The organism is Micromonospora sp. LH3U1 (assembly GCF_028475105.1).
Lineage (GTDB): Bacteria > Actinomycetota > Actinomycetes > Mycobacteriales > Micromonosporaceae > Micromonospora.
Genome location: NZ_CP116936.1, coordinates 6,516,692 through 6,542,532 on the forward strand (window position 1 = coordinate 6,516,692; position 25,841 = coordinate 6,542,532).

Here is a 25,841-nt window from a genome sequence, read left to right on the forward strand (position 1 = left end):
CACTAGGGTTGTAAGGCACGACAGTCACATCGGTCATTACTTACAAGCGGGGCGCCATATGCGGACGATGCGGAGTTGGTTCCGGGACACCACCGGCGGCCTACCGACCACCTTCTGGTACCTGTGGTCCGGCACTCTGATCAACCGGCTCGGCTCGTTCGTCCTCGTCTTCCTCGCCATCTACCTGACCCAGGAACGTGGCTTCTCGGCCTCTCAGGCCGGCCTGGTGATCGGCCTCTGGGGTGTCGGCGGCGCGTTCGGCACCACCGCCGGCGGCACCCTCGCGGACCGGTGGGGCCGACGACCGACGTTGCTCACCGCGCACGTCGGCGCGGCCGCCATGATGCTCGCGCTCGGGTTTGCCCGGGATCTCTGGGCGGTGGCGCTGGGCGCCCTGTTGCTCGGCATGTTCGCCGAGGCGGCCCGGCCCGCGTTCGGGGCGATGATGATCGACGTGGTGCCGGCGAAGGACCGACTCCGTGCCTTCTCGCTCAACTACTGGGCGATCAACCTGGGCTTCGCCTGCGCCGCCGTCCTCGCCGGCCTCGCCGCGCAGGCCGACTACCTGCTGCTGTTCGTGGTCGATGCCGCCACCATGCTGATCACCGCGCTGATCATCTTCAGCCGCGTGCCGGAGACCCGGCAGACCGGTTCCGCCACCGCTGCCGCCGCGAAGGCCCCGCGCGGCGCCCTGCGCACGATCCTCACCGACCGCGTCTACCTCGGATTCGTGGCACTCAACCTGTTCGCCGCGCTGGTCTTCCTCCAGCACATCTCGATGCTGCCGATCGCCATGGGCGACGATGGCCTGAGCCCGGCCACCTACGGCACGGTGATCGCGCTCAACGGCGTCCTCATCGTGGTCGGCCAACTCTTCGTACCCCGTCTGATCCGGGGCCGGAGCCGCTCGCACGTGCTCGCGCTGGCATCCGTGGTGATGGGCGTCGGGTTCGGGCTGACCGCGTTCGCCGGCACCGCCTGGTTCTACGGGCTGACCGTGCTGATCTGGACGGTCGGCGAGATGCTGAACTCGCCCTCCAACTCCACGCTGATCGCCGAGCTCTCCCCGGCCGAGCTACGCGGCCGCTATCAGGGCGTGTTCTCCCTCTCGTGGCAGATCGCCGGGGCTAGCGCGCCGATCCTCGGCGGCCTGGTGCGCGAGCACGCCGGCAACGACACCCTCTGGTACGGATGCGCCGTGCTCGGCGCCCTGACCGCGGTGGCCCATCTGGTGTCGGGGCCGGCCCGGGAGCGCCGTGCCACCGCCCTGCGCCATTCCGGCGAAGCGCTGGCACCGGTCACCGCCAACCGAGGGTCACAGCCCGCCGAGGCAGTCGTCTGACGACTGGCGCAGCGCGCCCTGAGTTTTCTACTGTGCAGGAAAATAGTTAAGAAACCGAACTGTCGGGAGGTCGGGTGCACGCCCTGCGGCGCTGGTGGCACGACACCGCAGGCGGGCTCCCCGCCACCTTCTGGTACCTCTGGGCCGGCCTGCTGATCAACCGGGCCGGCGCGTTCGCCATGCTGTTCCTCTCGCTGTACCTCACCGACGTGCGCGGAGCGAGCGTTGGGCTGGCCGGCGCGGTGGTCGGCGCGTACGGGGCCGGCGGGGCAGCCGGAACGCTGCTCGGAGGGGTGCTTGCCGACCGGTGGGGCCGCCGGGCAACCCTGCTCGCCGCGCACCTCGTCACGGCCGGCCTGATGGTGGCGCTCGCCTTCAGCCGACCACTGCTCCTGATCGCGGTGCTCTCCGCGCTGGTCGGCGTGGTCCACTCGATGCCTGGTCCGGCGTTCGTCGCGGCAATCGTCGACGTGGTGCCCGCTGAACGCCGCTCGCGCGCGTTCAACCTCCAGTTCTGGGCGTTCAACCTCGGAATGGCGGTCGCCTCACTGCTCGCTGGGGTGCTGGCCGAGGCGAGCTTCACCGCGCTGTTCCTGGTCGACGCCGGCGCAACCCTGACCGCCGCCGCCGTGATCGGTTGGAAGGTGCCGGAGACCCTGCGACTGGCCACTCCCACGGCCGAACTCCCGCACGCCACCCGCCCGGCGTCGAGGTCCGTCCGGCCCCGCCGACCAGGACTGCACACCGCGCTCACCGACCGCACCTTCCTGGTCTTCGTCGGGCTCACCTTCGTGCTGGCCGTGCTCACCATGCAGACTTCGACGATCATGCCGCTGGCCATGCGCGCGGACGGCCTGGGCCCATCGGCGTACGGGCTGGTGGTGGCACTCGGCGGCGCGCTGATCGTGGTCGGGCAACTGTTCGTGCCCCGGCTGATCGATCGGCACCGCAAGGACGTCGTGCTGGCCACCTCCACCGCGCTGCTGGCGCTCGGCTTCGGGGCGCTCGCCGTCGCCGACGAGCTGGCCATCTACCTGGGTGCCGCAGTGATCTGGACGGTCGGCTCGATGCTCGCCGCCCCGCCGAACGCGCAGATCAACGCCGACCTGGCACCGCCGCAGCTACGGGCGCGGTACCAGTCCGTCTTCTACCTGACGTTCCCGGCCGCCGCCTTCGTCGCTCCCACTCTCGGCGGGGTGAGCCTGCAGCACCTCGGCGACCGGCACTGGTTGATCGTGGCCGGGCTGGGCCTGCTGGCCGCGCTCGGGCATCTACTTGCCGGGCCATCCCGGGAGCGGCACGTCGCCGCGCTGCGCCGGGCCGCCAGCCGGGAGTCGACAACGCCTGTGGAACGCGTGCCAGCCGCGTAACCCGCCAATCCGGGCACCCGAATGACCACCCACACACGCGCAGAGGCGTGCCGGCCCGAGGCCTATTCGTGCATGCCCTTTGCGCACATTGGTCGCCTTGCGCCCCACCGTCCACGCAAAGCGCCCACCACGTCCCTAAGGTCGTGGTGGGCGCCCGCCGGTGGGGCCGGCGGCGGCGGGCAACACTCACCCCCGTAAGCATCGCCCGCTCACGCCGCCGGTCCAAACAGGTGGGAACCGTCCCCCAACGGTTAATCCACCCGTCCCCTCGCGCCTCGCCTGGTGCGCGGATCTGATCGATCCGCCGCTCCCCCGAACGTTTCCAAGCGTGGCGCGGTGCAATAAAGCTAGTTCGCCCGGATTCTGAATTCAACCTAGAACGGCTGTTCCGCCGGTCACAACTGGCGAGTATCCGCTGCTCGGGCCTCGATCTTTGGCAACAGCGGCGTACCCGTCAGCCATTCCCGCAAACACCTCAACCGTCTTCCCGATCCGGTGACTCGGTCCGGAAGAAGTTGCTCTGCCGGCCGTCGCGCATCTGTTCCTGATAAATCAGGTTCAGCCGGCGCAGGTCAAAGGTGTAGAACCACTCATCCCAGGTGATCTCACGGATCCGGCTACTTTCCCGGTATCCGGGGATGTTGAAGGTCAACACACCCGCCCTGCCGTCCCGCTCGGTGCCAGCGATGGTCGCCGGCTTCGCTCCGCGCTCTCGGGCCCAGCGCTGGATCACCTCATGATTCGTGGTGATCAGGCTCCGTCCCGGCCGCTCCGGCCGGTCCATGATCGACGAGATTACCTGGGAGCTGCTGACCGACCGCCCAGTGCCCCGTCCGGTCCGGATCCCACCGGCAGCCGTGCTCCCCCCGGTCGACCGGGGCGCCGTCCGCTTGGCAGGCGCCGCGCGCTTGGCCGTGGTGCGCTTGGTAGGCGCCGCGCGCTTGGCCGTGGTGCGCTTGGCAGGCGCAGCGCGCTTGGCCGCCGGCCGCGCCGGCGCCTTCTTCGCCGGTGCCTTCCGCGCAGGCGCCGTCCGGGCCGTCGCTGTCTTACGGGCAGCCGTCGTCTTACGCGCGGCTGTCGACTTACGCGCGGCTGTCGACTTACGGGCAGCTGTCGTCTTACGCGCAGCTGTCGACGTCGCCGCCGGTGTCGTCTTCTTCGCCGCCGTTGTCTTCTTTGCCGCCGTCGACTTACGCACGGCAGTCGTCTTCTTCGCGGCGGCCCGCTTCGCGGGTGCGCTCTTGTTCGCCGGCGCGGCCTTCGCGCGGCTCGGCGCCGCCCTGGCCGCCGACTTCTTGGTGGCGGCGGCACGACCCGCCGACGCCCTGGTGCCGGCGGCCCGGCCCGATGGGCCGGTGCTGCTCCGACCCGCGCCGGACCGCATCGAACGCACCAACTGTTTCACCAGGTCAGGCTTGCGCAGCGCGGAGATCCCGGAGACCCCGCGTTTGCGTAGTTGTCCGCGGATGTCGTCCACCCGCATTCGGGAGATCTCCGACTCGGAGACTCCAGGGGTACCCGGCGTCTGGTTGCCGGCCTGTCGCTTGGTCCTGGTCGCAGTTGCGCCGCGACCTGAGCTGTTCCGCTGAGCCATGGGACGCTCCGCTCCTTGACACTCCGTCTTCGGCGCGCGGGGGTCCCTTGCCGCACCGCGCGGTGCGGCATACCCGTCAGGAGCACTCCGAACCACCTGCGACAGACCAGGTCAGGGCTGAGCGGTCAGGCCGGGTCGGGGCCGGAGCCGGAGGGCTCGAAGAGATGGGCGAACGCAGCCAGGTTGGCGGTCGACTCGCCACGCTTGACCCGCCACTCGTACTCGCGCCGGATCGAGCTGCCGAAGCCGATCTCCAACATCGTGTCGAACGACTCGTCGGCGTACGTGAGCACGGCACCGAACAACCGGTCCAACTCGTCGGCGTCGACGCCGGCCGGATTGACCCGCCCGGTCAGGTACACGTCGCCGACCGCGTCGGTGGAGAAGGAGACCCCGTACATCCGGGCGTTGCGCTGCAACAGCCAGGCCCACAGCTCCTCACGGCGTTCGTCCGGCTGACGCATCACGAACGCCTCGACCCGCAGCGCGTGCTCACCGACGATCAGGTTGCAGACCGTCTTGAGCTTGTGGGTGCCCGGCAGGGTCACCGCATACGAGTCGGGGCCGGTCGACTCCCACACCAGGTCACGCTCGGCACAGACCGACTCGATCAGGGTCGCAAGATCGCTCTTCGGGCTCACCGGACCCACTCTACGACCGACCCGGCCGACGCACCGGTTGGCGACCGACGCCCCCGGTCACCAGGAGCAGGAGAGCGCAGGGTCGGCCACCAGGTCCGCCGCGAGCCGGGCACGGTGCCCGGCGATCGCCTCGCCGTACACACCGAGCAGACCGGCGACCGTACGGTCCCAGGAGAAGTGCCGCGCGTGCTGCTCGGCGCCACGGGCCAGCACCGCCCGGAGGGCCTGGTCCGGCAGCAGACGGCCCAGCGCGCGGGCCCAGTCGACTGGGTCGTGCCCGTCGATCAGTACGCCGCTCACCTGATCCCGAACGGCGGTGACCAGACCTCCGACGGCGGCGGCCAGCACCGGCGTACCGCAGGCCTGTGCCTCCAGGGCGACCAGCCCGAACGATTCGTTGTGCGACGGCACCGCGACCAGATCGGCGGCCCGGTACAGGGCCGGCAGGTCGTCACCGGTGAGCGGCGGCAGGAACCGCACCCCGTCGGTGACCCCGAGCCGGGCGGCCAGCTCGATCAGCGCGGTCGGTCGGTCCAGCCCACTGCCACTGGGCCCGCCACAGATCACCACGGTCACCTGGTCGGCCAGCGCCGGGTCGCGCTCCCGCAAGGCGGCGACCGCGCGGATCAACACGTCGGGCGCCTTGAGCGGCTGGATCCGACCGACGAAGGCGACGACGTACCCGTCGGTCGGCAGCCCCAGCCTGCGGCGAGCCTCGCGGGCGGCCGCGGACCGGTCGCCCGGCGCGGGCCGGAACCGGTCCAGGTCGACGCCAGGCTGCACGACGGAGACCCGGGTCGGGTCGGCGTCGTACCGGTCAAGGAGGTCGGTGGCCTCGACCCGGGTGTTGGCGACCAGCCGGTCCGCCTCGGCGACCACCTGTTCCTCACCGATCACCCGGGCCTTGGGCTCTGGCCGGTCGCCGGCCGCGAGCTGGGCGTTCTTGACCTTCGCCAGGGTGTGCGCGGTGTGCACCAGCGGCACCCCCCAACGCTCCTTGGCCAGCCAGCCCACCTGGCCGGAGAGCCAGTAGTGGGAGTGGATCAGGTCGTAGTGCCCGGGCGGGCGGGACGCCTCGGCCCGCAGCACCCCGGCGGTGAAGGCGCAGAGCTGGCCGGGCAACTCCTCCTTGGTGAGGCCCTCCAGAGGGCCGGAGGTGATGTGCCGGACCTGCACGCCAGGTGCCATCTCGACCACCGGGGGCAGGTCACCGGAGGTGGCCCGGGTGAAGATCTCCACCTCGACGTTGGCCTCCGCGAGTCGCCGGGCGACCTCGAGGATGTAGACGTTCATTCCGCCGGCGTCGCCCGTGCCCGGCTGATGCAGGGGGGAGGTGTGCACCGACAGGGTGGCGATGCGGCGAGGGCGGGGCCACGGTTGGGCACCTCGCTGACGTCCGACACCGGTGTGCATTTCCGCCACGTCCGCTCCTTTGCCACGGTTAATGCCGTCTCGCACGACCGGCGCTTCTCGGTCAACCTGTACGCCGGATGTCATCTTCCCCATCGGGCTTTGGAAATTCCCCGGCGCGGCCCCGCGGGGTGACGGACCTCATCACCGCACGCCCGTCAATGGGCCCCCACGCCCGGTCGGGGCGGGTCCTGCGGCCGGGGTGACAATGTCGGGATGACCGCCATCGCCATCGTCACCGGAGCGTCCAGCGGGATCGGCGCGGCCACGGCCCGCCGACTCGCCGCCGAGGGCTTCCACGTGCTCGCCGCCGCCCGCCGCGCCGAACGGCTCGCCGACCTGGTTGCCGAGATCACCGCCGCTGGCGGGCAGGCCACCGCGGTGACCTGCGACATCACCTCGGACGAGTCGGTGGCCGGGCTGGCCGAGGCCGCCGCCCAGGCACCCGGACCGGTCACCCTGCTGGTCAACAACGCCGGCGGAGCGCGTGGGCTGGACCCGGTGGAGTCCGGCTCGGTCGCCGACTGGCAGTGGATGTACGACGTCAACGTGCTCGGCACGCTGCGGGTCACTCAGGCGCTGCTGCCGGCGCTGGAGGCGTCCGGCTCCGGCACCATCGTGGTGGTCTCCTCCACCGCCGGCCTGACCGTGTACGAAGGCGGGGGCGGCTACACCGCGGCGAAGCACGCACAGACCGCCATCGCCGGCACACTCCGTCTGGAGTTGTGCGGCCGACCGCTGCGGGTGATCGAGATCGACCCGGGCATGGTGAAGACCGACGAGTTCGGGCTGGTCCGCTTCGAGGGCGACGCGGAACGGGCCGCCGCCGTCTACGCCGGGGTGCCCGATCCGTTGGTCGCCGAGGACGTCGCCGACTGCATCGCCTGGTGCGCCACCCGCCCCGAACACGTCAACGTCGACCGCCTGGTGGTCCGGCCGCGGGCGCAGGCAGCCCAGCACAAGGTGCACCGGGTCTCCTGAGGTCGTCGACAGGGAGGGCGGCATGAGCGGTGCGGCGCGGCATCGGCCGCTCGGCGTGGTCACCCGGGGCACGACCAACCCGAACCGGCTCCGTCGGGTGGACAACTGGATCGTCGCCACCTGCGCCGACCGGCTGTTGGCGGCGGCCGACCCGTTGGTGGTCGACCTCGGCTACGGCGCCACCCCGGTGACCGCAGTCGAACTGCGCGCTCGGCTGGCGGCGGGGGTTCGTCCCGACGTACGGCTGGTCGGGTTGGAAATCGACCCGGCCCGTGTGGCCGCCGCGGCACCGGCCGCCGACCCACCTGGCCTGACGTTCGCCCGTGGCGGGTTCGAGTTGGCCGGGCTCCGGCCGGTGCTGGTCCGCGCGTTCAATGTGCTGCGGCAGTACGACGAGAGCGAGGTGCCCGACGCCTGGCGGACGATGACCACCGCGCTCGCCCCGGGTGGGGTACTCGTCGAGGGCACGTGCGACGAGTTGGGGCGGCTCGCCACCTGGCTGCTGATCGACGCCGACGGCCCCCGGACGCTGACCCTGGCAGCGAAGCTCACCACGCTGGGCAGCCCTGCCGAGTTGGCGGAGCGACTGCCCAAGGCACTGATCCACCGCAACGTCCCCGGTGAGCCGGTGCACGATCTGATCCGTGCGCTGGACGACGCCTGGCAGGCCGCCGCCCCCTACGCCACCTTCGGCCCCCGCCAACGCTGGGTGAGAGCGGTAGCCCGTCTACGCGAGACCGGCTGGCCCATCCTCAACGGCCCCAACCGCTGGCGCCAGGGCGAGTTGACCCTCCCCTGGCCCCTCCCCTAACCCCAACCCCCGTGATCTTGCACTTTCGGTCCTCGATCTGCGGCTTTAGGACTGCTATGTCCCGGCAGAAAGTGCAAGATCGCCGAAAGCCAGGGGGTGGGGGTGGTTTAGAGGGCGCAGTTGATGAGGACGGGTTCGGGGTGGAGGGTCACGCCGAAGCGGGCGTGCACCGTGTCACGGATGTCGCGGGCCAGCATCAGCAGGTCGGCGGTGTGGGCTGCGCCGCTGTGGTTGGTGAGGGCCAGGGTGTGCTTGCTGGAGATGCTGACTCCGCCCTCGCCGGGGTGGCCCCTGGTGAAGCCGGCCTTGTCGATCAGCCACGCCGCGCTCACCTTGACCATGCCGTCGACCCCGGGCCAGGCGGGCGGGTCGCCCAGCTCGGCGGCGCGCTCCAGGAACAGCTCGTACGTCGCCCGGTCGAGCACCGGGTTGGTGAAGAAGGAGCCGACCGAGCGAGTGTCCGGGTCGTTGGCGTCGAGCACCATGCCCTTGCCCGCACGCAGCCGCAGCACCGCCGCTCGGGCCTCCGCCAGCGGCACCTGGTCGCCGACTTCGACACCGAGCGCCCTGGCCAGCTCCGCGTAGCGCACCGGCCCGGAGAGCGGGGACCGGGTGAGCCGGAAGTCGACGGAGAGCACCACCCAGCGGTCCGCGTACTTGAAGATGCTGCCCCGGTAGGCGAACCCGCAGTCGGCGGCGGGGATGACCTGGCGGGTGCCCTCGACCCGGTCGTACACCTCGACGCCGGTGATCGTCTCGGCGACCTCCTGGCCGTACGCGCCGACGTTCTGGATCGGGGTGGCGCCGGTCGAGCCGGGGATGCCGGAGAGGCACTCCAGCCCGGCCCAGCCGTTCGCGATCGTGGCGGCGACCAGGTCGTCCCACGGCTCGCCGGCCTCGACCCGTACGGTGACCGACCCGGCGTCCTCCGCGACGACGCGCAGGCCCCGGGAGCGCACCAGGACGACGGTGCCGGGGAAGCCGGAATCGCCGATCACCACGTTGCTGCCGCCGGCCAGGATCAGGACCGGCTCGTCGGCGGCCCGGACGGCTCGGACGGCTCGGACGATCTCGTCGGCGCTGCCCGCAGCCACGATCCGCTCGGCCGGCCCACCCATGCGCAGAGTGGTGTAGCTGGCCAGTGGACCAGGGATGGCACGATCGGCGTCGGTTGTCGGCTGGGCGGAGGCGTCTGGCACGCCCTTCACCTTAGGCTGAGTAATAGCCGTGGCACCCACTGGTCGCCCGGCACCCCGGGAGGATGGCGATGAGCAGACTGCAGGGCAGCAAGGATTTTTGGATCGGGGCGCTCCGGACGGAGGGTCCGGCTTTCGCGGCGGCGGTGGCTGAGGCGCCGCCGGAGACACCGGTGCTGTCCTGTCCGGGCTGGACGGTCAACGACCTGACACTGCACCTCGCTGGCATCTATCACTGGGTGTCGTCGTTCGTCGGCTCCGGCGTGACCGCGCAGCCGGCCCGCCGCGAGCCGCTCGAGGCGGACCCGGGTGTGAGCCCGCTCCAGCTCTGGCAGCAGGGGTACGACCGGCTGTTGACCGTCTTCGACGGGCTCGACCCGGAGGCACCGGCGTGGAACTGGGCGCCGCAGCCGAAGAAGGCCGGCTTCTGGCCGCGTCGGATGGCTCACGAGACGGCGGTGCACCGCTGGGACGCCCAGCTCGCCATCGGGGCCGGTGACCCGGTCGAGGCGAAGCTCGCGGCCGACGGGGTGAGCGAGGTTCTGGACACCTGGCTGCCGGCGGGTCGGCGGCACGTGCCGGGCGACTGGCACGGGGTGGTGCAGCTTTCCGCAAGCGACGCGGCCCAGGAGTGGTATCTGCGGCTGCGCGGCGAGGGGGTGGCGCTGCTCGACACCGCGACCATCTTCGACCACGACGACCACCATGCTCGGGCGCAGGTCAGCGGCACGGCGAGCGACCTGCTGCTGGCGCTCTGGGGTCGGGTGAGCTTCGAGACGCTGGATGTCGCCGGCGACCGCGGCCTGCTGGACGGTCTGCGCCCCGACTGAGCGGGCCTCTTCGACGAGGGCGTCACCCATTGACGGGGGGCGCCCTCGAACACGTCGTGGGTCACGTCGGGATATCAAAGAGAGCGCTCTCTTGACAGGGCGTGGAGCGCCCACCACCCTGTCGTGAGAGCGCTCTCTTGACCATCTGCCACCACCCACCCGCCTTGAGAGAGGTCGATACCCATGGCTGTCTTCCCGCGCCGCCGCCTCGCCGCGGTGGCCCTCACCGCCGTCGCCGCCCTGCTCGTCACCGCTGGCTGCGGCGGTGACGACGAGCAGGGCGGTGACGGGAAGGTCACCCTGACCGTCGACGTCTTCGGCCAGTTCGGCTACGAGCAGCTCTACCAGGAGTACATGACCGCGAATCCGAACGTGAAGATCGTCGAGCGCGGCACCGGCACCAATCTCGACGAGTACTCGCCGAAGCTGACCCAGTGGCTCGCCGCCGGCCGGGGCGCCGGCGACGTCGTGGCCATCGAGGAGGGCCTCCTGGTCGAGTACAAGGCCAACCCCGGCAACTTCGTCAACCTGCTGGACCACGGCGCCGCCGACCTCAAGGGCAACTTCCTCGAGTGGAAGTGGAACGCCGGCCTGACCGCCGACGGCAAGCAGCTCATCGGCCTCGGCACCGACGTCGGCGGCATCGCCATGTGCTACCGCAAGGACCTCTTCGAAAAGGCCGGCCTGCCCACCGAGCGCGACGAGGTCTCGAAGCTCTGGCCGACCTGGCAGGACTACATCGCCACCGGCGAAAAGTTCGTCGCGGCCAAGACGGGTGCGTCCTTCCTCGACGCGGCCACCAACACGTTCAACACGATCCTGCTGCAGACCGCCGGCAACACCACCGGCTACAGCTACTACGACACCAACGGCAACGTCGTCGTCGACAGCAACCCGGCCGTACGGCAGTCGTGGGACACCACCATGGACATCATCGACTCGGGCCTCTCCGGAAAGTACGGCTCCTGGTCCGAGGAGTGGGTGTCCGCCTTCAAGCAGTCGAAGTTCGCCACCATCGCCTGCCCCGCCTGGATGACCGGGGTCATCGAGGCGAACGCGGGCCCGACCGCCCAGGGCAAGTGGGACATCGCCCAGGTGCCCGGCAACGGCGGCAACTGGGGCGGCTCGCACCTCGCCGTGCCGAAGCAGAGCAAGCACCAGGCCGAGGCGATCGAGCTGGCCAAGTTCCTGACCAGCGCCAAGGGCCAGATCGGCGCGTTCAAGGCCAAGGGTCCGCTGCCCTCCTCGCCGCAGGCGCTCGACGACCCGGCGATCACCGGCGCGACCAACGCGTACTTCTCCGGAGCGCCGGTCGGGACGATCTTCGGCACCGGCGCGAAGAGCCTCAAGCCGGTCTACATGGGCCCCAAGAACCAGGCCGTCCGCACCGAGGTGGAGAACGCCGTGCGGACCGTGGAACTGGGCCAGCGCAACCCCGGGCAGGGCTGGACGGACGCGGTGACCAACGCCAAGAAGGCCGCCGCCAAGTAGCCCGAACGAGCGTGCGGGCGGGCCCCCGGTCACCGGAGTCCCGCCCGCACGGCGAAAGGAGTTCCCGGGCATGACCGTCCAGCTCGACGCCCGCCCGCCGGTCGCACCCCCGGCCGGCAACCAACGCCGATTCGCGGGTCGGCTCAGCCGGCTCGACACCCGCTACTCGCCGTACCTCTACATCGCCCCGTTCTTCCTGCTCTTCGCGGTCTTCGGGGTCTACCCGCTGGCGTACACCTTCTGGGTGTCCCTGCACGACTGGGACCTGCTCGGCACCGACCACCCGTTCGTCGGGGCGGAGAACTACACCCGGCTGCTCGCCGACACCGACTTCTGGCACGCGCTGGTCAACACGCTGGGCATCTTCGTGATCTCGACCGTCCCGCAGTTGCTCGCCGCGCTGTGGCTGGCCAACCTGCTGAACCGAGGGCTACGGGCCCGTACCGGCTGGCGGATGGCCGTGCTCGTCCCGAACGTCACCTCCACCGCCGCCGTGGCGATCGTCTTCGGGGTGCTCTTCGGCCGCGAGTTCGGCATGGTCAACTGGCTGCTCGACCTGGTCGGGATGGACGCGATCGAGTGGAAATCCAACCGGGTCGCCTCCTGGGTGGCCATCTCCGCCATGGTCGACTGGCGGTGGACCGGCTACAACGCGCTGATCCTCCTGGCCGCGATGCAGGCCATCCCCCGCGACCTGTACGAGGCCGCGGCGATCGACGGCGCCAACCGGGCCCGGCAGTTCTGGTCGATCACCGTGCCGCTGCTCAAACCGACGATCATCTTCTGCACCATCATCGCCACCATCGGCGGGTTGCAGCTCTTCACCGAGCCTCGGATGTTCCACTCCGGCACCAACCCGATCCGGGGCGGGCCGCTGCGTGAGTCGCAGACCCTGACCATGTACATGTTCGAGAACGCGTTCGCGCCGCACTACAACTTCGGGTACGGCTCGGCGGTGGCCTGGCTGCTCTTCGCGCTCATCGCAGTCGTCGCGGCGGTCAACGTGCTACTCCTGCGCCGAATGGGCGGCCGACCGCGCCCGGGTGCCCGGAAGGGAGTCAACCGATGAGCCGGCTCTGGCGGGCCAGCCCGCTCACCTACCTGGCCCTGGTGTTCGCCGCCGGCCTGTCGATCTTCCCGATCTGGTGGATGGTCGTCGTCGCCAGCCGCACCAACGACGCGATGGGCCAACTGCCGCCCCCGATCACCCCCGGCGGCAACCTGGGCGCGAACATCTCCCGGCTGTTCGACAACGCCGACGCGTACTTCTTGACCGGCCTGATCAACTCGGTCATCGTGGCCACCACGGTGACCGTCTCCGTGGTGTTCTTCTCCAGCCTGGCCGGGTTCGCCTTCGCGAAGCTGCGGTTCCGCGGCCGCAACGCGCTCCTGCTGGTGATCATCGCGACCATGATGGTGCCGACCCAGCTCGGCGTGATCCCGCTCTACCTGCTGATGACCCGGCTGCAGTGGAACGACCGACTGCCCGCGGTGATCGTCCCGGTGCTGGTCACCGGGTTCGGGGTGTTCATGATGCGGCAGTACGCCGGACAGGCCATCAGTGACGAACTGATCGAGGCCGCCCGGATGGACGGCTGCGGCACCGCCCGGATCTGGTGGCACGTGGTGGTGCCCGCGCTGCGCCCGGCCGCCGCAGTGCTCGGTCTGCTCACGTTCATGACCACCTGGAACGACTTCCTGTGGCCGTACGCTGTGCTGAACGATCCGGCGAATCCCACCGTGCAGCTCTCCCTGCGGGCGCTGTCGGACGGGTACTACCAGGACATGTCGCAGGTGTTCACCGGGACAGCCATCGCGACGCTGCCCCTGCTACTGGTCTTCGTGTTGTTCGGCCGGCAGATCATCGGCGGGATCATGGAAGGTGCGGTCAAGGCGTGAATGAGATCCGTTTTCCCGAGCATTTCCTCTGGGGGGCGGCCACCGCCGCGTACCAGATCGAGGGTGCGGCCCGCGACGACGGTCGCGGTCCGTCCATCTGGGACATCTTTAGCCGCACGCCGGGCAAGGTGTACCAGGGCCACACCGGCGACGTCGCCTGCGACCACTACCACCGGTACGCCGACGACGTGGAGCTGATGGCCGAGTTGGGGCTGCGGGCGTACCGGTTCTCGGTCGCCTGGCCGCGGATCCAGCCGGACGGCACCGGCCCGGCCAACCCACGGGGGCTGGACTTCTACGACCGGCTCACCGACACACTGCTGGCTCGGGGCATCGACCCGATCGTCACCCTCTACCACTGGGACCTGCCCCAGGCCCTGGGTGACCGTGGCGGCTGGACCAACCGCGACACCGCCGAACACTTCGCCACCTACGCCACGGCCGTGTACGCCCGACTCGGCGACCGGGTGGACGTGTGGACCACGCTCAACGAGCCGTGGTGCTCGGCCTACCTCGGTTACGGAAACGGGGTGCACGCCCCGGGCGAGCAGGATCCGGCAGCGGCCTTCACCGCCGTACACCATCTGCTGCTGGGGCACGGCCTGGCGGCGCGGGCGTTGCGGGCGGCCGGCGCGCGCAGCGTGGGCGTCACCGTCAACCCGGCCGACGTGCGCCCTGCCGACCCGCAGAGCGCGGCCGACGCCGCCGCGGTCCGCCTGGTCGACGGCCTGCACAACCGGATCTTCCTCGACCCGCTGTTGGCCGGCGGCTACCCGGACGACGTCCGCGAGCATGTGGCACGCATCGTCGAGCCGACGTTCATCCGGGACGGCGATGAGAAGCTGATCGCCGCCCCGATCGACCTGCTCGGGATCAACTACTACGCCCCCAGCTATGTCGCAGGTCGGCCTGACGGTGCCGGCAACGCCGCGTACCCGGGCACCGAAGGGGCGGTGCACTTCCTGCCGCCGGCCGGGCCACTCACCGACATGGGCTGGATGATCGAGCCGGCCGGGCTGACCCGGCTGCTGGAGCGGATCGCCACCGACTACCCCGGGGTGCCGCTGCTGATCACCGAGAACGGTGCGGCATTCCCCGACAAGGCGGGCGCCGACTCGCCCGACGGGCCAGCGCAGGTGATCGATGCCGATCGCATCGCCTACCTCGACGGGCACCTCCGTGCGGCGCACGAGGCGATCTCCCGGGGCGTGGACCTGCGTGGTTATCTCGTATGGTCATTCCTGGACAACTTCGAGTGGGCGGAGGGTTACCGCAAGCGGTTCGGGATCGTGCACGTCGACTACCTGACCCAGCGGCGTACACCGAAGGCCAGCGCCCGGTGGTACCAGGAGGTGATCTCCCGGAACGGGCTGTGACGAGCGGGGGGAAGGCGCGATGACGACGGCGCAGCGGCCGACGCTCGAAGCGGTAGCGGCGCGGGCCGGGGTGTCCCGGGCAACCGTGTCCCGTGTGGTCAACGGCTCCACCACCGTCGCCGAGCCGATCCGGGAGGCAGTCACCCGGGCGGTCGCCGAACTGGGGTACGTACCCAACCTCGCCGCCCGCAGCCTGGTCACCCAGCGCACCGACTCGATCGCTCTGGTCATGCCGGAGGCGGCCACCCGGGTCTTCTCCGACGACCAGGTCTTTCCCGGCATCATCCGTGGCGTCAGCCAGGAGTTGGAGGCGGCCGACAAGCAGTTGGTGCTGATGCTCGCCGGTTCGCCAGCCGGGCATCACCGGGTCGAGCGGTTCACCACCGGCCGCCACGTGGACGGGGTGCTGTTCGCCTCGCTGCACGGCGCCGACCCGCTGCCCGGCACGCTGGCCCGCCTCGGCATCCCGGTGGTGTGCAGCGGCCGGCCGCTCGGCGACGTGCCCGTGCCGTACGTGGACGTCGACCACGTCGGCGGGGTGACGGCGGCCGTACGGCACCTGATCGACAGCGGTCGCCGGCGAATTGCCAGCATCGCCGGGCCACAGGACATGGTGGCGGGGATCGAACGACTCGCCGGCTACCGCGACACGGTGGCCGGGGCCGGGCTGCCCGAGCTGGTCGCAATCGGCGACTTCACCCGGGAATCCGGGGCGGCGGCGATGCACTGGCTGCTCACCGAGCATCCCGACCTGGACGCCGTCTTCGCCGCCTCCGACCTGATGGCGCACGCCGCCATGCGAACGCTGCGCGAGGCCGGTCGGCGGGTGCCGGAGGACGTCGCGGTGGTCGGCTTCGACGACATCGAGACCGCCGCGTACACCGAACCGCCGCTGACCACCGTCCGGCAGCCCATCGTGGAGATCGGCCGGCGGATGACCCGGCAGCTGCTCCGGCTGGCCGCCGGCGAGACCATCGAGCAGGCGGTCATGCTCCCGACCGAGCTGATCCTGCGCGACTCGGCCTGACCCGCGCGCGGTGCCCGCCGCGCCCGGCGCAAGATCCGCACAACTTCAGGGTTATAGGGGTCTCACGACGCCCGGAGGCCCCTATAACCCTGAAGTTGCTGTCTGCTGAGCCGTCGCGCGCGGGCGGGCGCGGGGTTAATGCGTCGCTGCGGCGGACGATCGTCGTTAGCCTCGCCGACATGCCGGATCCTGTCGCGTTGCTGCACGTCCCCGTTCTGTCCGACATCGCCGAGTACGCGTACGCGGCCACCGTCGAGTCACCCGCTCGGCTGGTGTACACCGCCGGCGCCTGCCCGCTGGACGCCGAGGGACGCACCGTCGCGCCGGGTGACCACGCCGCGCAGGCCCCGGCAGGTGATGACGAACCTGAAGATTGCCCTCGCGGCGGCCGGCGCCACCCCCACCGACGTCGTCAAGACCACCGTTTATGTGGCGTCGTCGCAGCAGAAGGACCTGGTGACCGTCTGGGAGGTGGTGCGGGACTTCTTCGGCGACCACGACCCGCCCAGCACCCTGCTCGGGGTGACCGTGCTCGGCTATCCCGACCAACTCGTCGAGGTCGAGGCCGTCGCCGCCATCCGGATGGCGGCCTGAATGCGGATCCGTGTGGCGCGTCCCGACGATGCCCCAGCCGTGGTGGCACTGCGGGCGATGGTCTTCCCGTACCTGGTGCGTGGTGTCGAGTCGACCCGGAAGATGATCGCCGAGCCGGTTCCGGGAGAGGACTGGGCCGCCTTCGTGGCCGAGTTCGACGCCCAGGTCGTGGGTTGGGTGACCGCGCAACGCAACGGTTCGACCTCGACGGCTGACTTTGGTGACATCTCCCTGCTGCACGTGCACCCGGAGCACCGGCGGCGCGGGATCGGCACCGCGCTGCTGACGACCGCGACAGGTCACCTCGCCCCGCTGGGGATCCGCCGGCTCCGCGCCTTCGCGCAGCCGGAAGGGCTACCGTTCGCCCGTCAGCACGGCTTCGAACCCAGCCGAGAGCTGCGGTACTCGGCGCTCGACCTCAATCCAGCCCCCGCGCTGCCCGAGCCGCCGCCGGGCGTACGGCTGCGCCCGATTGCCGACCTGGACCCGTACCTCCTGTACGCGGCGGACGTGGCCGCGGCCGCCGACGAACCGGGCGACGTACCGGTCGACGCCGTCAGCTACGAGACCTGGCAGTACGACGTGTGGGACAACCTCGGCCTGGACAAGACGGCCAGCACCGCCGTCGAGGTCGACGGGGAGGTGGCGGCCTTCAGTCTGGTCAAGCGGGACGGGGACCGGATGTGGTCGGACTACACCGGCACTGTCCCGTCGTACCGGGGTCGAGGGCTGGCCCGGCTGGCCAAGACGGCGGCGCTGCACCGGGCTGCCGCCAACGGCGTGCGCATTGCGTACACCTCGAACGACGAGGAGAACGCGCCGATGCTGGCGATCAACGCCCGGCTGGGCTACCGCCCGGTGGCATCCCAGTGGTCCTGCCTGGCCGAGCTGACCTGATCAGCCGAGGCCGAGGGAGATGTTGGTCAGGCGGCGTCGAAGACCCGGCGTGCAGTGGCGAGGGTCTCCGCCCCGAAGAGGACCAGACGGACCTCGGTGACGTTCACCGGCGCGGCCGAGCGCAGCACCGTCAGGGCCTGCCGGACCGCGTCGTCGATCGGCCAGCCGTAGATGCCGGCGGAGATCAGCGGAAAGGCCACAGTGGTCACGCCCAGATCGTCGGCCACGCGAAGACTGTTGGCGTAGCAGTCGCGCAGCAGCGCCGACCGGTCTTCGCTGGCGGACCAGACCGGCCCGACGGTGTGGATCACCCAGCGGGCCGACAGTTCCCCCGCGGTGGTCGCCACCGCCTGGCCAGTGGGCAGACCTCTGCCGTAGCGGGATGCCCGAAGCGCCCGGCACTCGGCCAGGATGGCTGGCCCGCCGCGCCGGTGGATGGCGCCGTCGACCCCGCCGCCACCGAGCAGGGACGAGTTGGCGGCGTTCACGATGGCGTCGACCTGCTGGGTGGTGATGTCCCCCTCGACCAGGTTGATCTCCATGTCAGTCCTTCTCGATCGACTGGCCGAGTGATCGGCGGGCCAGCAGAGTGGCGCCGGCGACCGCCGCCGGCATGATCAGCACCGCGCCGAGCGGGATGAGGAAGCAGAGGAAGACGGCCACCCCGAAGCCGAGCGCGGCGGGTCGGTCGGCCTTCAGGATGGTGCGGCGCTGCGGCAGCCGCATTCCGCGCCGGTAGAACGGGGCCCCGACCAACTCCACGGCGAGGAACCAGCCACCCACCGCCGCCCCGATCACCGGGACGACCGTCTGGCCGACCACCGGGATGAAGCCGGCGAGGAAGAGGGGGATGCCGACCAGCGCCGTGAGCGCCACCAGCCGTACCGAGTCGGCGAGGCTGCGGCGCAACGACGACCAGAAGGGCACGTCCACCGCGCCCGGCGTGCCGCCGTACCGCTGCTCGACCTGCTCGGAGATCTTCTCGTAGAACGGGTCGCCGATGACCAGGGTGACCGCGGTGAAGGTGAGCACTCCGAGCAGGCCACCAACCCCCAGGAAGGCCAGCCCGGCGATCACCCGGACCAGGCTGCGCGTGGTGCTCGACCAGTCGTCGGCGAACGGGGTGACCAGCGCGGCGAGGTCGTCCACGAAGTACACGAGGGTGGCGAGCGCGGCCACGAAGAGCGCGCCGGAGATCAACGCCGGCACGACGCCGAGCAGCATCAACCCCGGGCTGCGGACGTAGAGGCCCAGCCCGCGCAGGAGCAGCCCCGCCCCGGCGAAGAAGCGTCCGACGACCCCGGTCACCGGGCTGGCGATTCTGCTGACGTCCACGACCGAGCAGCCTAGCGAGCGGTCGTCGAATCCGCCGGGCAGAGCGCTAGCAGGGACGCTCGCCGGACACATCAACCGGTTGATGGACGGGAGTCATCCACCGGGGACGGCGGTGATCATCGCCGACCAGTCGATTCGCCGCCGGGTCACCCCGACAACCCTTGAGGGGGTACGAAGCCAGCGGCGGAAGGCGGCACGATGCCGGTCATCGAGGTGACCCACCTGAAGAAACGGTACGGCGATCTGGTGGCGGTGGACGACGTGTCGTTCACGGTGGAGGCCGGGGAGATCTTCGGGGTCCTCGGCCCGAACGGTGCCGGCAAGACCACCACCGTGGAGTGTGTCGCCGGGCTGCGCGTCCCCGACGGGGGCGGGGTGTCGGTCCTCGGGATCGACCCCCGCGGGGACGCGGCCCAGCTCCGGCAGCGGGTCGGGGTGCAACTCCAGGAGAGCCAACTGCCGGACCGGCTCCGGGTGGCGGAGGCGCTGGAGCTGTACGCGTCGTTCTACCGCAACCCGGCCGATCCGGCCGGGTTGATTGAGAAGCTGGGCCTCGGCGAGAAGCGGAACACCCCGTACAAGAAACTCTCCGGCGGTCAGAAGCAGCGACTCTCCATCGCGTTGGCCCTGGTCGGCAACCCGGAGATCGCGATCCTCGACGAGCTGACCACCGGGCTGGACCCGCAGGCCCGGCGGGACACCTGGGGCCTCATCGAGCAGGTGCGCGACAGCGGAGTGACGATCGTGCTGGTCACCCACTTCATGGAGGAGGCCGAGCGGCTCTGCGACCGGGTTGCGGTGATCGACCGGGGACGGGTCGTTGCCCTGGACAGCCCGGCGGGCCTGGTGTCGACGGTGGCTCCGGAGCAGCGGGTCCGGTTCCGGCCGTCCGCCCCGGTCGACGACCAACTCCTCACCGACCTCCCCGAGGTCTCCGCCGTTCAGCGCACCGGCAGCCAGGTGGTGGTGACCGGCACTGGCGAGTTGCTGCACGCGGTCACCTCGGTGCTCGCCCGCAACCAGATCGTCGCCGCCGACCTGCGGCTGGAGCAGTCCACCCTCGACGACGCCTTCGTCGAGCTGACCGGGCACCGGCCCGCCACCTGAGAGGGAACCAGCATGCACGCCTTTCGCCAGATCCTGAGGATCGAGGCGCGGCTCTACCTGCGGGACCTGCCGACGCTGCTCCTCACCGTCGGGCTGCCCACCCTGATCCTGGTGGTGCTCGGGCTGGTCCCCTCGCTCCGCAAGCCGGATCCGACCTTCGACGGGCAGACCTTCGTCAGTTACTTCGCCCCGTCGCTGCTGGTGGTCACGCTCGCCATGGTCGGGGTGAACACCCTGCCCGCCGTGTTGGCCACCTACCGGGAGCGTGGCGTGCTGCGCCGGCTGGCGACCACCCCGGCGCATCCGGCGGCTCTGCTCGCCGCCCAACTGGTGCTGGCCCTGGCCGGGATCCTCGCCAGCGCGCTGCTGCTCATCGTCGTCGCGCGGCTGGCTTTCGGGGTGCCACTCCCCCGGCACCCGCTCGGCTTCACCGTGGCGTTCGTGCTCGGTACGGCGGCGCTGCTGGCGCTCGGCCTGCTGGTCGCCGCCGTAGCCAGGACGGCGAAGGCCGCCCAGGCCCTGGCGGTGCCGCTGTTCCTGGTCACCATGTTCTTCGGCGGGGTCTACCTACCCCGGTTCCTGCTCCCGGACTTCGTGGCGCGGATCGGCGACTACACGCCGCCCGGAGTGCAGGCGCTACTCGACGCCTGGACCGGCACCGCACCGCAGCCGCTGCACCTGGGGATAATGGCGGCGATCGCCGTGGCGGCCGGCGCCGGCGCGGCGAAACTGTTCCGCTGGGAGTGAGCAGGGATCCGATGAGCAGCAGCGGTGGGTCCGAGCGGTTGGTCGCCTGGCGGGCGCGGGAGGCAAGTCTCTATCGGGTGCTGCCCTACGCCGGGCTGGCCGTGGGCACCGTGCTGGCGGTCGTCGCACCGGCACCCGGAAGCCTCGCGCCGATACCCACTCTGGCCGTCGCCGTGGCGGCCGGGTGCTGGGTTGCCTGGTTCATCACTCTGCACCCCGGTTGGCAGAGTCGACGCCGACTGATGGCGGTCTACTACGCCGGGCTGCTCACGTTCGCCGCCGCGATGGTGGCCGCCAGTCCGTGGTATGGCTTCTTCGCCTGGATCGGTTACTTACACGCCTTCCCGGTGCTACCGGCGCGCTGGCGGGTCACCGGGGTGGTCACCACGGCCGTCCTCGTCGCCACCTCGCAGGGCGGCGGCCCGAAAATCGCGATGTCGCACTGGCCGCTCTGGCTGGTGCTGGTGCTCTTCAACCTGGTGGCGGCCGGCGGGCTGACCTGGTTCGGCCTTGTCGCCGAACAGGAGGACGCCAAACGTAAGCGGTTGGTGGCGGAGCTAGGCGCCACCAACCGACAACTCACCGAGACGGTACGGGAGAACGCCGGGCTGCACGCCCAACTGCTCACCCAGGCACGGGAGGCCGGCGTGCTGGACGAGCGCCAACGGATGGCGCGGGAGATCCACGACACCCTGGCCCAGGGGTTGACCGGGATCATCACCCAACTGGAGGCGGCCGAGCAGACCCGCGACCGCTCCGCCGACTGGCGGCGGCACGTCGACAACGCGCTCGCGCTGGCCCGGGAGAGCCTCACCGAGGCCCGCCGCTCGGTGCGGGCCGTTCGCCCGGAGACGTTGGAGACGGCCCGGCTACCGGATGCCCTCGTCGAGCTGGGCGGGCGCTGGTCGGCCCTGAACGGGGTACGGGCCGAGGTCGCCACCACCGGTACGCCCCGCCCCCTGCACCCGGAGGTCGAGGTGACCCTGCTGCGGGCCGCCCAGGAGGCGCTGGCCAACGTGGCCCGGCATGCCGCCGCGTCACGGGTCGGGCTGACCCTGTCGTACATGACGGACGTGGTCACCCTCGATGTCCGTGACGACGGGACGGGCTTCGACGTCACCGGGCAGCCGACGCCCCGCGAGCCGGGCGGCGGGTACGGGCTGACCGCGATGCGGCAGCGGGTGACCCGGGTCGGTGGCGAGTTGGCCGTCGAATCCGAGCTGGGCGGTGGCACCGCCATTTCCGCGTCCGTCCCCGCGCTGCCGGGAGGTGCCGGTTGACCGCCCCGATACGGCTGCTGATCGTCGACGACCATCCGGTGGTACGCGACGGGTTGCGGGGGATGTTCACCGGCGACCCCGGGTTCGAGGTGGTCGGCGAGGCCGCGGACGGCTCGGAGGCGTTGGCCCTGGTCACGACGGTGCAGCCGGACGTGGTGCTGATGGATCTGCGGATGCCCGGCATGAACGGGGTGACCGCCATCGGCAGGCTGGCCCGCTCCGGCAGCACCGCTCGGGTGCTGGTGCTCACCACGTACGACACGGACGCCGACGTGCTGCCCGCGATCGAGGCTGGTGCCACCGGCTACCTGCTCAAGGACACTCCCCGCGAGGAGCTGGTCCGCGCGGTACGGGCCGCCGCCCGGGGCGAGTCGGTGCTCGCGCCGAGTGTCGCCGGCCGGCTGATGGGCCGGCTGCGTGCACCGGTCGAGGAGCCGCTCAGCCAGCGTGAGTTGGAGGTGCTCACCCTGGTGGCCCGTGGTGCCTCCAACCGGGAGGCGGCGGCTCGGCTGTTCATCAGCGAGGCCACCGTCAAGACGCACCTGCTGCACGTGTACGCCAAGCTCGGGGTCAACGACCGGGCCGCCGCGGTGGCCACCGCGTACGACAGGGGGTTGCTGACCCCCGGCGGGCGGTGAGTGGGGGCCGGGCAGGATGGGCGGGTGCGCGCGTCCCGATTGATCTCGCTGTTGTTGCTGTTGCAGACGCGCGGGTCGATGACTGCGGGCGAGCTGGCGCGGGAGCTGGAGGTCTCCGAGCGGACCGTCTACCGGGACGTGTTGGCGCTCTCCGCCGCCGGTGTGCCGGTCTACGCCGATCGGGGTCGGGCCGGTGGCTACCGCCTGCTCGGCGGCTACCGCACCCGACTCACCGGGCTGACCCGGGACGAGGCGGAGGCGCTGTTCCTCGCCGGGCTACCCGGACCGGCCGGCGACATGGGGCTCACCGACGCGGTCGCCGCCGCCGAACTGAAGGTGCTCGCCGCGCTGCCGCCGGCCCTGCGCGACGCCCCGGCCCGCGCTGGGCAGCGGTTCCACCTGGACGTGCCGGGCTGGTTCCGGGAGACCGCGCCGCCACCCCGACTCGCCGAGCTGGCCCGGGCGGTCTGGGCGGACCGGGTGGTGGAGCTGCGCTACCGACGCGGCGAACGGGAGGTGACCCGCCGGGTCCAGCCGTACGGGCTGGTCCTCAAGAGTGGGGTCTGGTATCTCGTTGGCCGGGTCGGCGACGACGCCCGCACCTACCGGGTGGACCGGGTCACCGGCGTCGAGGTGGGCGAGGAGCACTTCGACCGCGACGAGGGTTTCGACCTGGCCGGGCACTGGCGCGAGCAGGCCGGTGCGTTCCTGCGGACCATGCTGCGGGCCGAGGTCGCCGTCCGGCTCAGCCCGGCCGGCCTGCGCCAGCTCCGGCACCTGGTGGACGCCCCCTTCGTGTACGACGAAGTGGTGGCCGCCGCCGGAGCACCCGACGGGCAGGGCTGGGTGGTGGCCCGGCTGCCCGTCGAGTCCGTCCAGGTGGCGTACCACCAGCTGCTGGGGCTCGGCCCCGAGGTGGAGGTCCTCGGTCCACCCGAGCTGCGCCGGTTGTTCGTCGAGGCGGCCGACCGCCTCAGCGTGCTCTACCGGTAGCCGGTGACGTCGGCCGGCTTGCCCGCGTCGACCACCTCGACGATGTACCGGAAGCCCTCGGGCTGGCTGCCGTCGACGTCGGTGAACCCGTACACCTTGGACAACGTGCCGGCGTCGACGGACCTGCCGCTCCAGCGGGCCTTTTCTGTGTCGGCGGCGAGCGCCGCCACCGCGCGGCCGACGAACGTTGGGGTCTCCGAGATGAGGAAGTTCGGGTCGGTGGCCGCGCCGTCGCGCCAGTTTTCCTCGGTCACGCCGAAGTGCTCCAGCATCGCCTCGGAGCGGATCCAGCCGGGGGTGAGTGCCACGGCGGTGCAACCGTGCGGCTTCAGCTCGTGCGCCTGGCTGAAGGCGAGCCGGTTGACCGAGACCTTGGCCAGGTCGTAGAAGATCGAGAGCCGGTAGTTGTCGTCGTTGTACGCCTTGGTGCCGTCGCCCATCTCCACCACGAGGCCACCGGGCTTACGGATCAGCAGCGGCAGGGCGAAGTGGCTGGTGATGATGTGCGTGTCGATCGCCAGTCGCAGGGTGCGGAAACCCGCGTCCAACGGCTGCTCCCAGACCGGCTTCTCCCAGGTGACAAGTGGGTCGCCGCCCCAGATGTCGTTGACCAACACGTCGAGTTGGCCCTGCTCGGCGTCGATCCGGGCGACCAGGTCGCGGACCTGCTCGGGCACCAGGTGGTCGACCTGAACGGCGATGCCCGTGCCGCCGGCCGCGGTGACCTGCTCGGCGGTCTCCTCGATGGTCTCCGGCCGGTCCATCTCGGAGCGGCCAGCCCGGGTGCTGCGACCGGTGGCATAAACGGTGGCCCCGGCCGCGCCGAGCTGAACGGCGATCTGCCTCCCGGCACCTCGGGTAGCGCCGGCGACAAGCGCGATCTTTCCTGTCAGCGGTTGCGTCATGCCTGCGACGTTGTCAGGAATACCTGACAACCGCCGTCCGAATTTCCGGACCGGGCTGGCGACCTGGATGTCACGGGGTGAAAGCAGCTCACCGCATCATGGCGACGAGCTTTTCCACCGTGTTCCAGTTGCGCACCGTGCTTGGCGGACCACCCTTGATCTTGCCCAGGGTCCTCATCAACGGGCTGTCCCGCAGCCCGCCCGGGCACCAGATGTACATTTCGGTGCCGTCGACGGCGTACCGGTCCGCGCCGAGTTCGGCGCCGGCCAGCTCGTCCTCAAGCGGCCTGTCGAGCGGCCGAGCCAGGAACACCACGACGTACTTCGAGCCGTCGTCAGCCACCCCGGCGAGGGGGTTCTTCGCCACCACCCGGGCCAGCTCATCGCGGCTACGGAGAATCACCCCCACCGGAAATCCGAAACGCTTCTCAATCGCCTGCTCGATGGCCGTTCCCAGCTCGGCCGGCAGCCGGTCGGCGTCCAGCACGACGTTGCCGCTCTGCAGTAGCGTGCCGACGTTGTCGTACCCCTCCTCGGTGAGCAGCGTCCGCAGGTCGGCCATGGCAACCCGGCGAGCCCTGCCGAGGTTGATGCCACCGAGAAACACCGCGTAACGGCCCCGGACCATCCCCTCAGTCGACCAGTCTGACGCGGACCCGGCGGTTGGCCCGGCCCTTGCTCTCCACCTTGACCACCTGCACCTTGCCGATCTGGGCGGTGGAGGCGACGTGGGTGCCACCGTCGGCCTGCACGTCCAGCCCGACGATGTCGACGATCCGGACCTCCTGCTCGTCCGGCGGGATGAGGTTGGACTGGGTGCGGATGATGTCCGGCAGGGCCAGTGCCTCGGTGCGCGGCAACACCCGCACGGCGACCGACCGGTCGGCGGCGACCTCGGCGTTGACCAGTTCCTCGATCCGGCTCTTGAAGTCGGCCGGCACCTCGGGGAGGTTGAAGTCCATCCGGGCCTCGCCCGGCTCCATGGAGTTGCCGGTCACGAGCGCGCCGAAGTCGCGGAACACCACTCCGCAGAGCACGTGCAGCCCGGAGTGCGTACGCATCAGCCGGGTGCGGCGCTCGTCCTCCACCGCACCGACGACCTCGGTGCCGACCGGCGGCAGCGGGTCACCCTCGGCGGGAATCAGGTATGGGTCGTCGCCCTTGCGGGTGCCGACGATCCGGGTCTGCACGCCCTGCCAGAGCAGCACGCCGTGGTCCGGCGGTTGACCCCCGCCACCCGGGTAGAACGCTGACCGGTCCAACACGATGCCCTGCTCCGGGTCGGCATGCAGGACCGTGCAGGTCCACTCGCGCAGGGTCGGGTCGGCAAGGTCGAGACGCTGCGTACGGCCGTGCTGTGTGACGCCCATGACAGGG

General features: G+C 70.8%; 25 protein-coding genes and 1 pseudogene. 17 read left to right on the plus strand and 9 right to left on the minus strand.

The annotated features are described in order from the left end of the window. Positions 1–58 precede the first annotated feature (58 nt). Both PCA76_RS29900 and PCA76_RS29905 read left to right on the plus strand, forming a co-directional pair. The gene (locus PCA76_RS29900) at positions 59–1,342 is read left to right on the plus strand and encodes an MDR family MFS transporter (protein ID WP_272613746.1); all 1,284 of its coding nucleotides are present in this window, start codon (positions 59–61) and stop codon (positions 1,340–1,342) included. A gap of 74 nt (positions 1,343–1,416) precedes the next feature. After that, the gene (locus PCA76_RS29905) at positions 1,417–2,712 is read left to right on the plus strand and encodes an MFS transporter (protein WP_272613747.1); all 1,296 of its coding nucleotides are present in this window, start codon (positions 1,417–1,419) and stop codon (positions 2,710–2,712) included. Between the two features lie 475 nt (positions 2,713–3,187). Here PCA76_RS29905 and PCA76_RS32920 read toward each other — a convergent pair whose 3' ends face one another. The 3 genes from PCA76_RS32920 to mshA form a co-directional block, all read right to left on the minus strand. Further along, positions 3,188–4,096, minus strand: a complete 909-nt coding sequence (locus PCA76_RS32920; RefSeq protein ID WP_442930287.1) for a hypothetical protein — start codon at positions 4,094–4,096, stop codon at positions 3,188–3,190. Between the two features lie 335 nt (positions 4,097–4,431). Then, positions 4,432–4,947, minus strand: coding sequence for a YbjN domain-containing protein (locus PCA76_RS29920; protein WP_272613751.1), 516 nt, complete (start codon positions 4,945–4,947; stop codon positions 4,432–4,434). Between the two features lie 57 nt (positions 4,948–5,004). Further along, positions 5,005–6,369 carry a D-inositol-3-phosphate glycosyltransferase gene (gene mshA / locus PCA76_RS29925; RefSeq protein WP_272613752.1) on the minus strand — a complete coding sequence of 455 codons (1,365 nt, stop codon included), beginning with the start codon at positions 6,367–6,369 and terminating at the stop codon, positions 5,005–5,007. A gap of 204 nt (positions 6,370–6,573) precedes the next feature. Here mshA and PCA76_RS29930 point away from each other — a divergent pair, with 204 nt between their 5' ends. Both PCA76_RS29930 and PCA76_RS29935 read left to right on the plus strand, forming a co-directional pair. After that, positions 6,574–7,338 (plus strand): SDR family oxidoreductase, encoded by a 765-nt coding sequence (locus PCA76_RS29930; protein ID WP_272613753.1) that lies wholly within the window; start codon positions 6,574–6,576, stop codon positions 7,336–7,338. 22 nt (positions 7,339–7,360) lie between these two features. Continuing rightward, positions 7,361–8,149, plus strand: a complete 789-nt coding sequence (locus PCA76_RS29935; RefSeq protein WP_272613754.1) for a class I SAM-dependent methyltransferase — start codon at positions 7,361–7,363, stop codon at positions 8,147–8,149. Positions 8,150–8,256: 107 nt separating this feature from the next. Here PCA76_RS29935 and PCA76_RS29940 read toward each other — a convergent pair whose 3' ends face one another. Further along, positions 8,257–9,303: a UDP-N-acetylmuramate dehydrogenase gene (locus tag PCA76_RS29940; protein ID WP_272619727.1), complete on the minus strand. Its 1,047-nt coding sequence runs from the start codon at positions 9,301–9,303 to the stop codon at positions 8,257–8,259. A gap of 113 nt (positions 9,304–9,416) precedes the next feature. On the opposite strand from PCA76_RS29940, the gene PCA76_RS29945 reads away from it, so the two are divergent. From PCA76_RS29945 to PCA76_RS29980, 8 genes and pseudogenes are all read left to right on the plus strand, one after another. Then, positions 9,417–10,175, plus strand: a complete 759-nt coding sequence (locus PCA76_RS29945; protein ID WP_272613755.1) for a maleylpyruvate isomerase family mycothiol-dependent enzyme — start codon at positions 9,417–9,419, stop codon at positions 10,173–10,175. A gap of 183 nt (positions 10,176–10,358) precedes the next feature. Further along, entirely contained in the window at positions 10,359–11,666 is a 1,308-nt protein-coding gene (locus PCA76_RS29950; RefSeq protein WP_272613756.1) for an ABC transporter substrate-binding protein, read from the plus strand. Between the two features lie 70 nt (positions 11,667–11,736). After that, positions 11,737–12,735 carry a carbohydrate ABC transporter permease gene (locus tag PCA76_RS29955; protein ID WP_272613757.1) on the plus strand — a complete coding sequence of 333 codons (999 nt, stop codon included), beginning with the start codon at positions 11,737–11,739 and terminating at the stop codon, positions 12,733–12,735. Then, entirely contained in the window at positions 12,732–13,565 is an 834-nt protein-coding gene (locus PCA76_RS29960) for a carbohydrate ABC transporter permease (protein ID WP_272613758.1), read from the plus strand. Before PCA76_RS29955 ends, PCA76_RS29960 begins: the two co-directional genes overlap by 4 nt. Then, positions 13,562–14,941, plus strand: a complete 1,380-nt coding sequence (locus PCA76_RS29965) for a GH1 family beta-glucosidase (RefSeq protein ID WP_272613759.1) — start codon at positions 13,562–13,564, stop codon at positions 14,939–14,941. The genes PCA76_RS29960 and PCA76_RS29965 overlap by 4 nt, the downstream gene beginning before the upstream one ends. Positions 14,942–14,960: 19 nt before the next feature. After that, complete coding sequence (locus PCA76_RS29970) at positions 14,961–15,968, plus strand: LacI family DNA-binding transcriptional regulator (RefSeq protein WP_272613760.1); 1,008 nt, start codon at positions 14,961–14,963, stop codon at positions 15,966–15,968. Between the two features lie 179 nt (positions 15,969–16,147). Beyond that, positions 16,148–16,562: pseudogene (locus PCA76_RS29975) on the plus strand (RidA family protein). Beyond that, positions 16,563–17,459, plus strand: a complete 897-nt coding sequence (locus PCA76_RS29980) for a GNAT family N-acetyltransferase (RefSeq protein WP_272613761.1) — start codon at positions 16,563–16,565, stop codon at positions 17,457–17,459. Between the two features lie 26 nt (positions 17,460–17,485). Here the strand turns inward: PCA76_RS29980 and PCA76_RS29985 are convergent, their stop codons facing one another. Next, the gene (locus PCA76_RS29985; RefSeq protein ID WP_272613763.1) at positions 17,486–18,001 is read right to left on the minus strand and encodes an O-acetyl-ADP-ribose deacetylase; all 516 of its coding nucleotides are present in this window, start codon (positions 17,999–18,001) and stop codon (positions 17,486–17,488) included. Between the two features lies 1 nt (position 18,002). After that, the gene (locus PCA76_RS29990) at positions 18,003–18,794 is read right to left on the minus strand and encodes an EI24 domain-containing protein (RefSeq protein ID WP_272613764.1); all 792 of its coding nucleotides are present in this window, start codon (positions 18,792–18,794) and stop codon (positions 18,003–18,005) included. A gap of 198 nt (positions 18,795–18,992) precedes the next feature. On the opposite strand from PCA76_RS29990, the gene PCA76_RS29995 reads away from it, so the two are divergent. From PCA76_RS29995 to PCA76_RS30015, 5 genes are read left to right on the plus strand one after another with little or no spacing between them, the layout of a single operon-like run. Continuing rightward, entirely contained in the window at positions 18,993–19,901 is a 909-nt protein-coding gene (locus PCA76_RS29995; RefSeq protein WP_272613765.1) for an ABC transporter ATP-binding protein, read from the plus strand. Between the two features lie 12 nt (positions 19,902–19,913). After that, positions 19,914–20,648 (plus strand): ABC transporter permease, encoded by a 735-nt coding sequence (locus PCA76_RS30000; RefSeq protein ID WP_272613767.1) that lies wholly within the window; start codon positions 19,914–19,916, stop codon positions 20,646–20,648. A gap of 11 nt (positions 20,649–20,659) precedes the next feature. Beyond that, entirely contained in the window at positions 20,660–21,928 is a 1,269-nt protein-coding gene (locus PCA76_RS30005) for a sensor histidine kinase (RefSeq protein ID WP_272613768.1), read from the plus strand. After that, positions 21,925–22,566 carry a response regulator gene (locus tag PCA76_RS30010; RefSeq protein WP_272613770.1) on the plus strand — a complete coding sequence of 214 codons (642 nt, stop codon included), beginning with the start codon at positions 21,925–21,927 and terminating at the stop codon, positions 22,564–22,566. Before PCA76_RS30005 ends, PCA76_RS30010 begins: the two co-directional genes overlap by 4 nt. Before the next feature lie 24 nt (positions 22,567–22,590). After that, entirely contained in the window at positions 22,591–23,559 is a 969-nt protein-coding gene (locus tag PCA76_RS30015) for a helix-turn-helix transcriptional regulator (RefSeq protein ID WP_272613771.1), read from the plus strand. Here the strand turns inward: PCA76_RS30015 and PCA76_RS30020 are convergent. The 3 genes from PCA76_RS30020 to PCA76_RS30030 all read right to left on the minus strand — a co-directional run bounded on the left by PCA76_RS30020 (position 23,550) and on the right by PCA76_RS30030 (position 25,834). After that, positions 23,550–24,464 (minus strand): SDR family oxidoreductase, encoded by a 915-nt coding sequence (locus PCA76_RS30020; RefSeq protein ID WP_272613773.1) that lies wholly within the window; start codon positions 24,462–24,464, stop codon positions 23,550–23,552. The two genes, PCA76_RS30015 and PCA76_RS30020, sit on opposite strands and share 10 nt — an antisense overlap. A gap of 88 nt (positions 24,465–24,552) precedes the next feature. After that, complete coding sequence (locus tag PCA76_RS30025) at positions 24,553–25,092, minus strand: DUF1697 domain-containing protein (RefSeq protein WP_272613775.1); 540 nt, start codon at positions 25,090–25,092, stop codon at positions 24,553–24,555. Between the two features lie 4 nt (positions 25,093–25,096). Beyond that, entirely contained in the window at positions 25,097–25,834 is a 738-nt protein-coding gene (locus PCA76_RS30030; RefSeq protein WP_272613776.1) for an alanyl-tRNA editing protein, read from the minus strand. Positions 25,835–25,841: the final 7 nt, after the last annotated feature.

Excerpts from the sequence above, each read along its gene's own strand:
- PCA76_RS29930 (WP_272613753.1), top strand. The coding sequence starts at position 6,574 with ATGACCGCCATCGCCATCGTCACCGGAGCGTCCAGCGGGATCGGCGCG.
- PCA76_RS29945 (WP_272613755.1), top strand. The coding sequence starts at position 9,417 with ATGAGCAGACTGCAGGGCAGCAAGGATTTTTGGATCGGGGCGCTCCGG.
- PCA76_RS32920 (WP_442930287.1), bottom strand. The coding sequence starts at position 4,096 with ATGCGGTCCGGCGCGGGTCGGAGCAGCACCGGCCCATCGGGCCGGGCC.
- PCA76_RS30020 (WP_272613773.1), bottom strand. The coding sequence starts at position 24,464 with ATGACGCAACCGCTGACAGGAAAGATCGCGCTTGTCGCCGGCGCTACC.
- PCA76_RS29985 (WP_272613763.1), bottom strand. The coding sequence starts at position 18,001 with ATGGAGATCAACCTGGTCGAGGGGGACATCACCACCCAGCAGGTCGAC.
- PCA76_RS30030 (WP_272613776.1), bottom strand. The coding sequence starts at position 25,834 with ATGGGCGTCACACAGCACGGCCGTACGCAGCGTCTCGACCTTGCCGAC.
- PCA76_RS30005 (WP_272613768.1), top strand. The coding sequence starts at position 20,660 with ATGAGCAGCAGCGGTGGGTCCGAGCGGTTGGTCGCCTGGCGGGCGCGG.
- PCA76_RS29960 (WP_272613758.1), top strand. The coding sequence starts at position 12,732 with ATGAGCCGGCTCTGGCGGGCCAGCCCGCTCACCTACCTGGCCCTGGTG.
- PCA76_RS29980 (WP_272613761.1), top strand. The coding sequence starts at position 16,563 with ATGCGGATCCGTGTGGCGCGTCCCGACGATGCCCCAGCCGTGGTGGCA.
- PCA76_RS29900 (WP_272613746.1), top strand. The coding sequence starts at position 59 with ATGCGGACGATGCGGAGTTGGTTCCGGGACACCACCGGCGGCCTACCG.
- PCA76_RS29955 (WP_272613757.1), top strand. The coding sequence starts at position 11,737 with ATGACCGTCCAGCTCGACGCCCGCCCGCCGGTCGCACCCCCGGCCGGC.
- PCA76_RS29970 (WP_272613760.1), top strand. The coding sequence starts at position 14,961 with ATGACGACGGCGCAGCGGCCGACGCTCGAAGCGGTAGCGGCGCGGGCC.
- PCA76_RS29935 (WP_272613754.1), top strand. The coding sequence starts at position 7,361 with ATGAGCGGTGCGGCGCGGCATCGGCCGCTCGGCGTGGTCACCCGGGGC.
- PCA76_RS30000 (WP_272613767.1), top strand. The coding sequence starts at position 19,914 with ATGCACGCCTTTCGCCAGATCCTGAGGATCGAGGCGCGGCTCTACCTG.
- PCA76_RS29995 (WP_272613765.1), top strand. The coding sequence starts at position 18,993 with ATGCCGGTCATCGAGGTGACCCACCTGAAGAAACGGTACGGCGATCTG.
- PCA76_RS29950 (WP_272613756.1), top strand. The coding sequence starts at position 10,359 with ATGGCTGTCTTCCCGCGCCGCCGCCTCGCCGCGGTGGCCCTCACCGCC.
- PCA76_RS30025 (WP_272613775.1), bottom strand. The coding sequence starts at position 25,092 with ATGGTCCGGGGCCGTTACGCGGTGTTTCTCGGTGGCATCAACCTCGGC.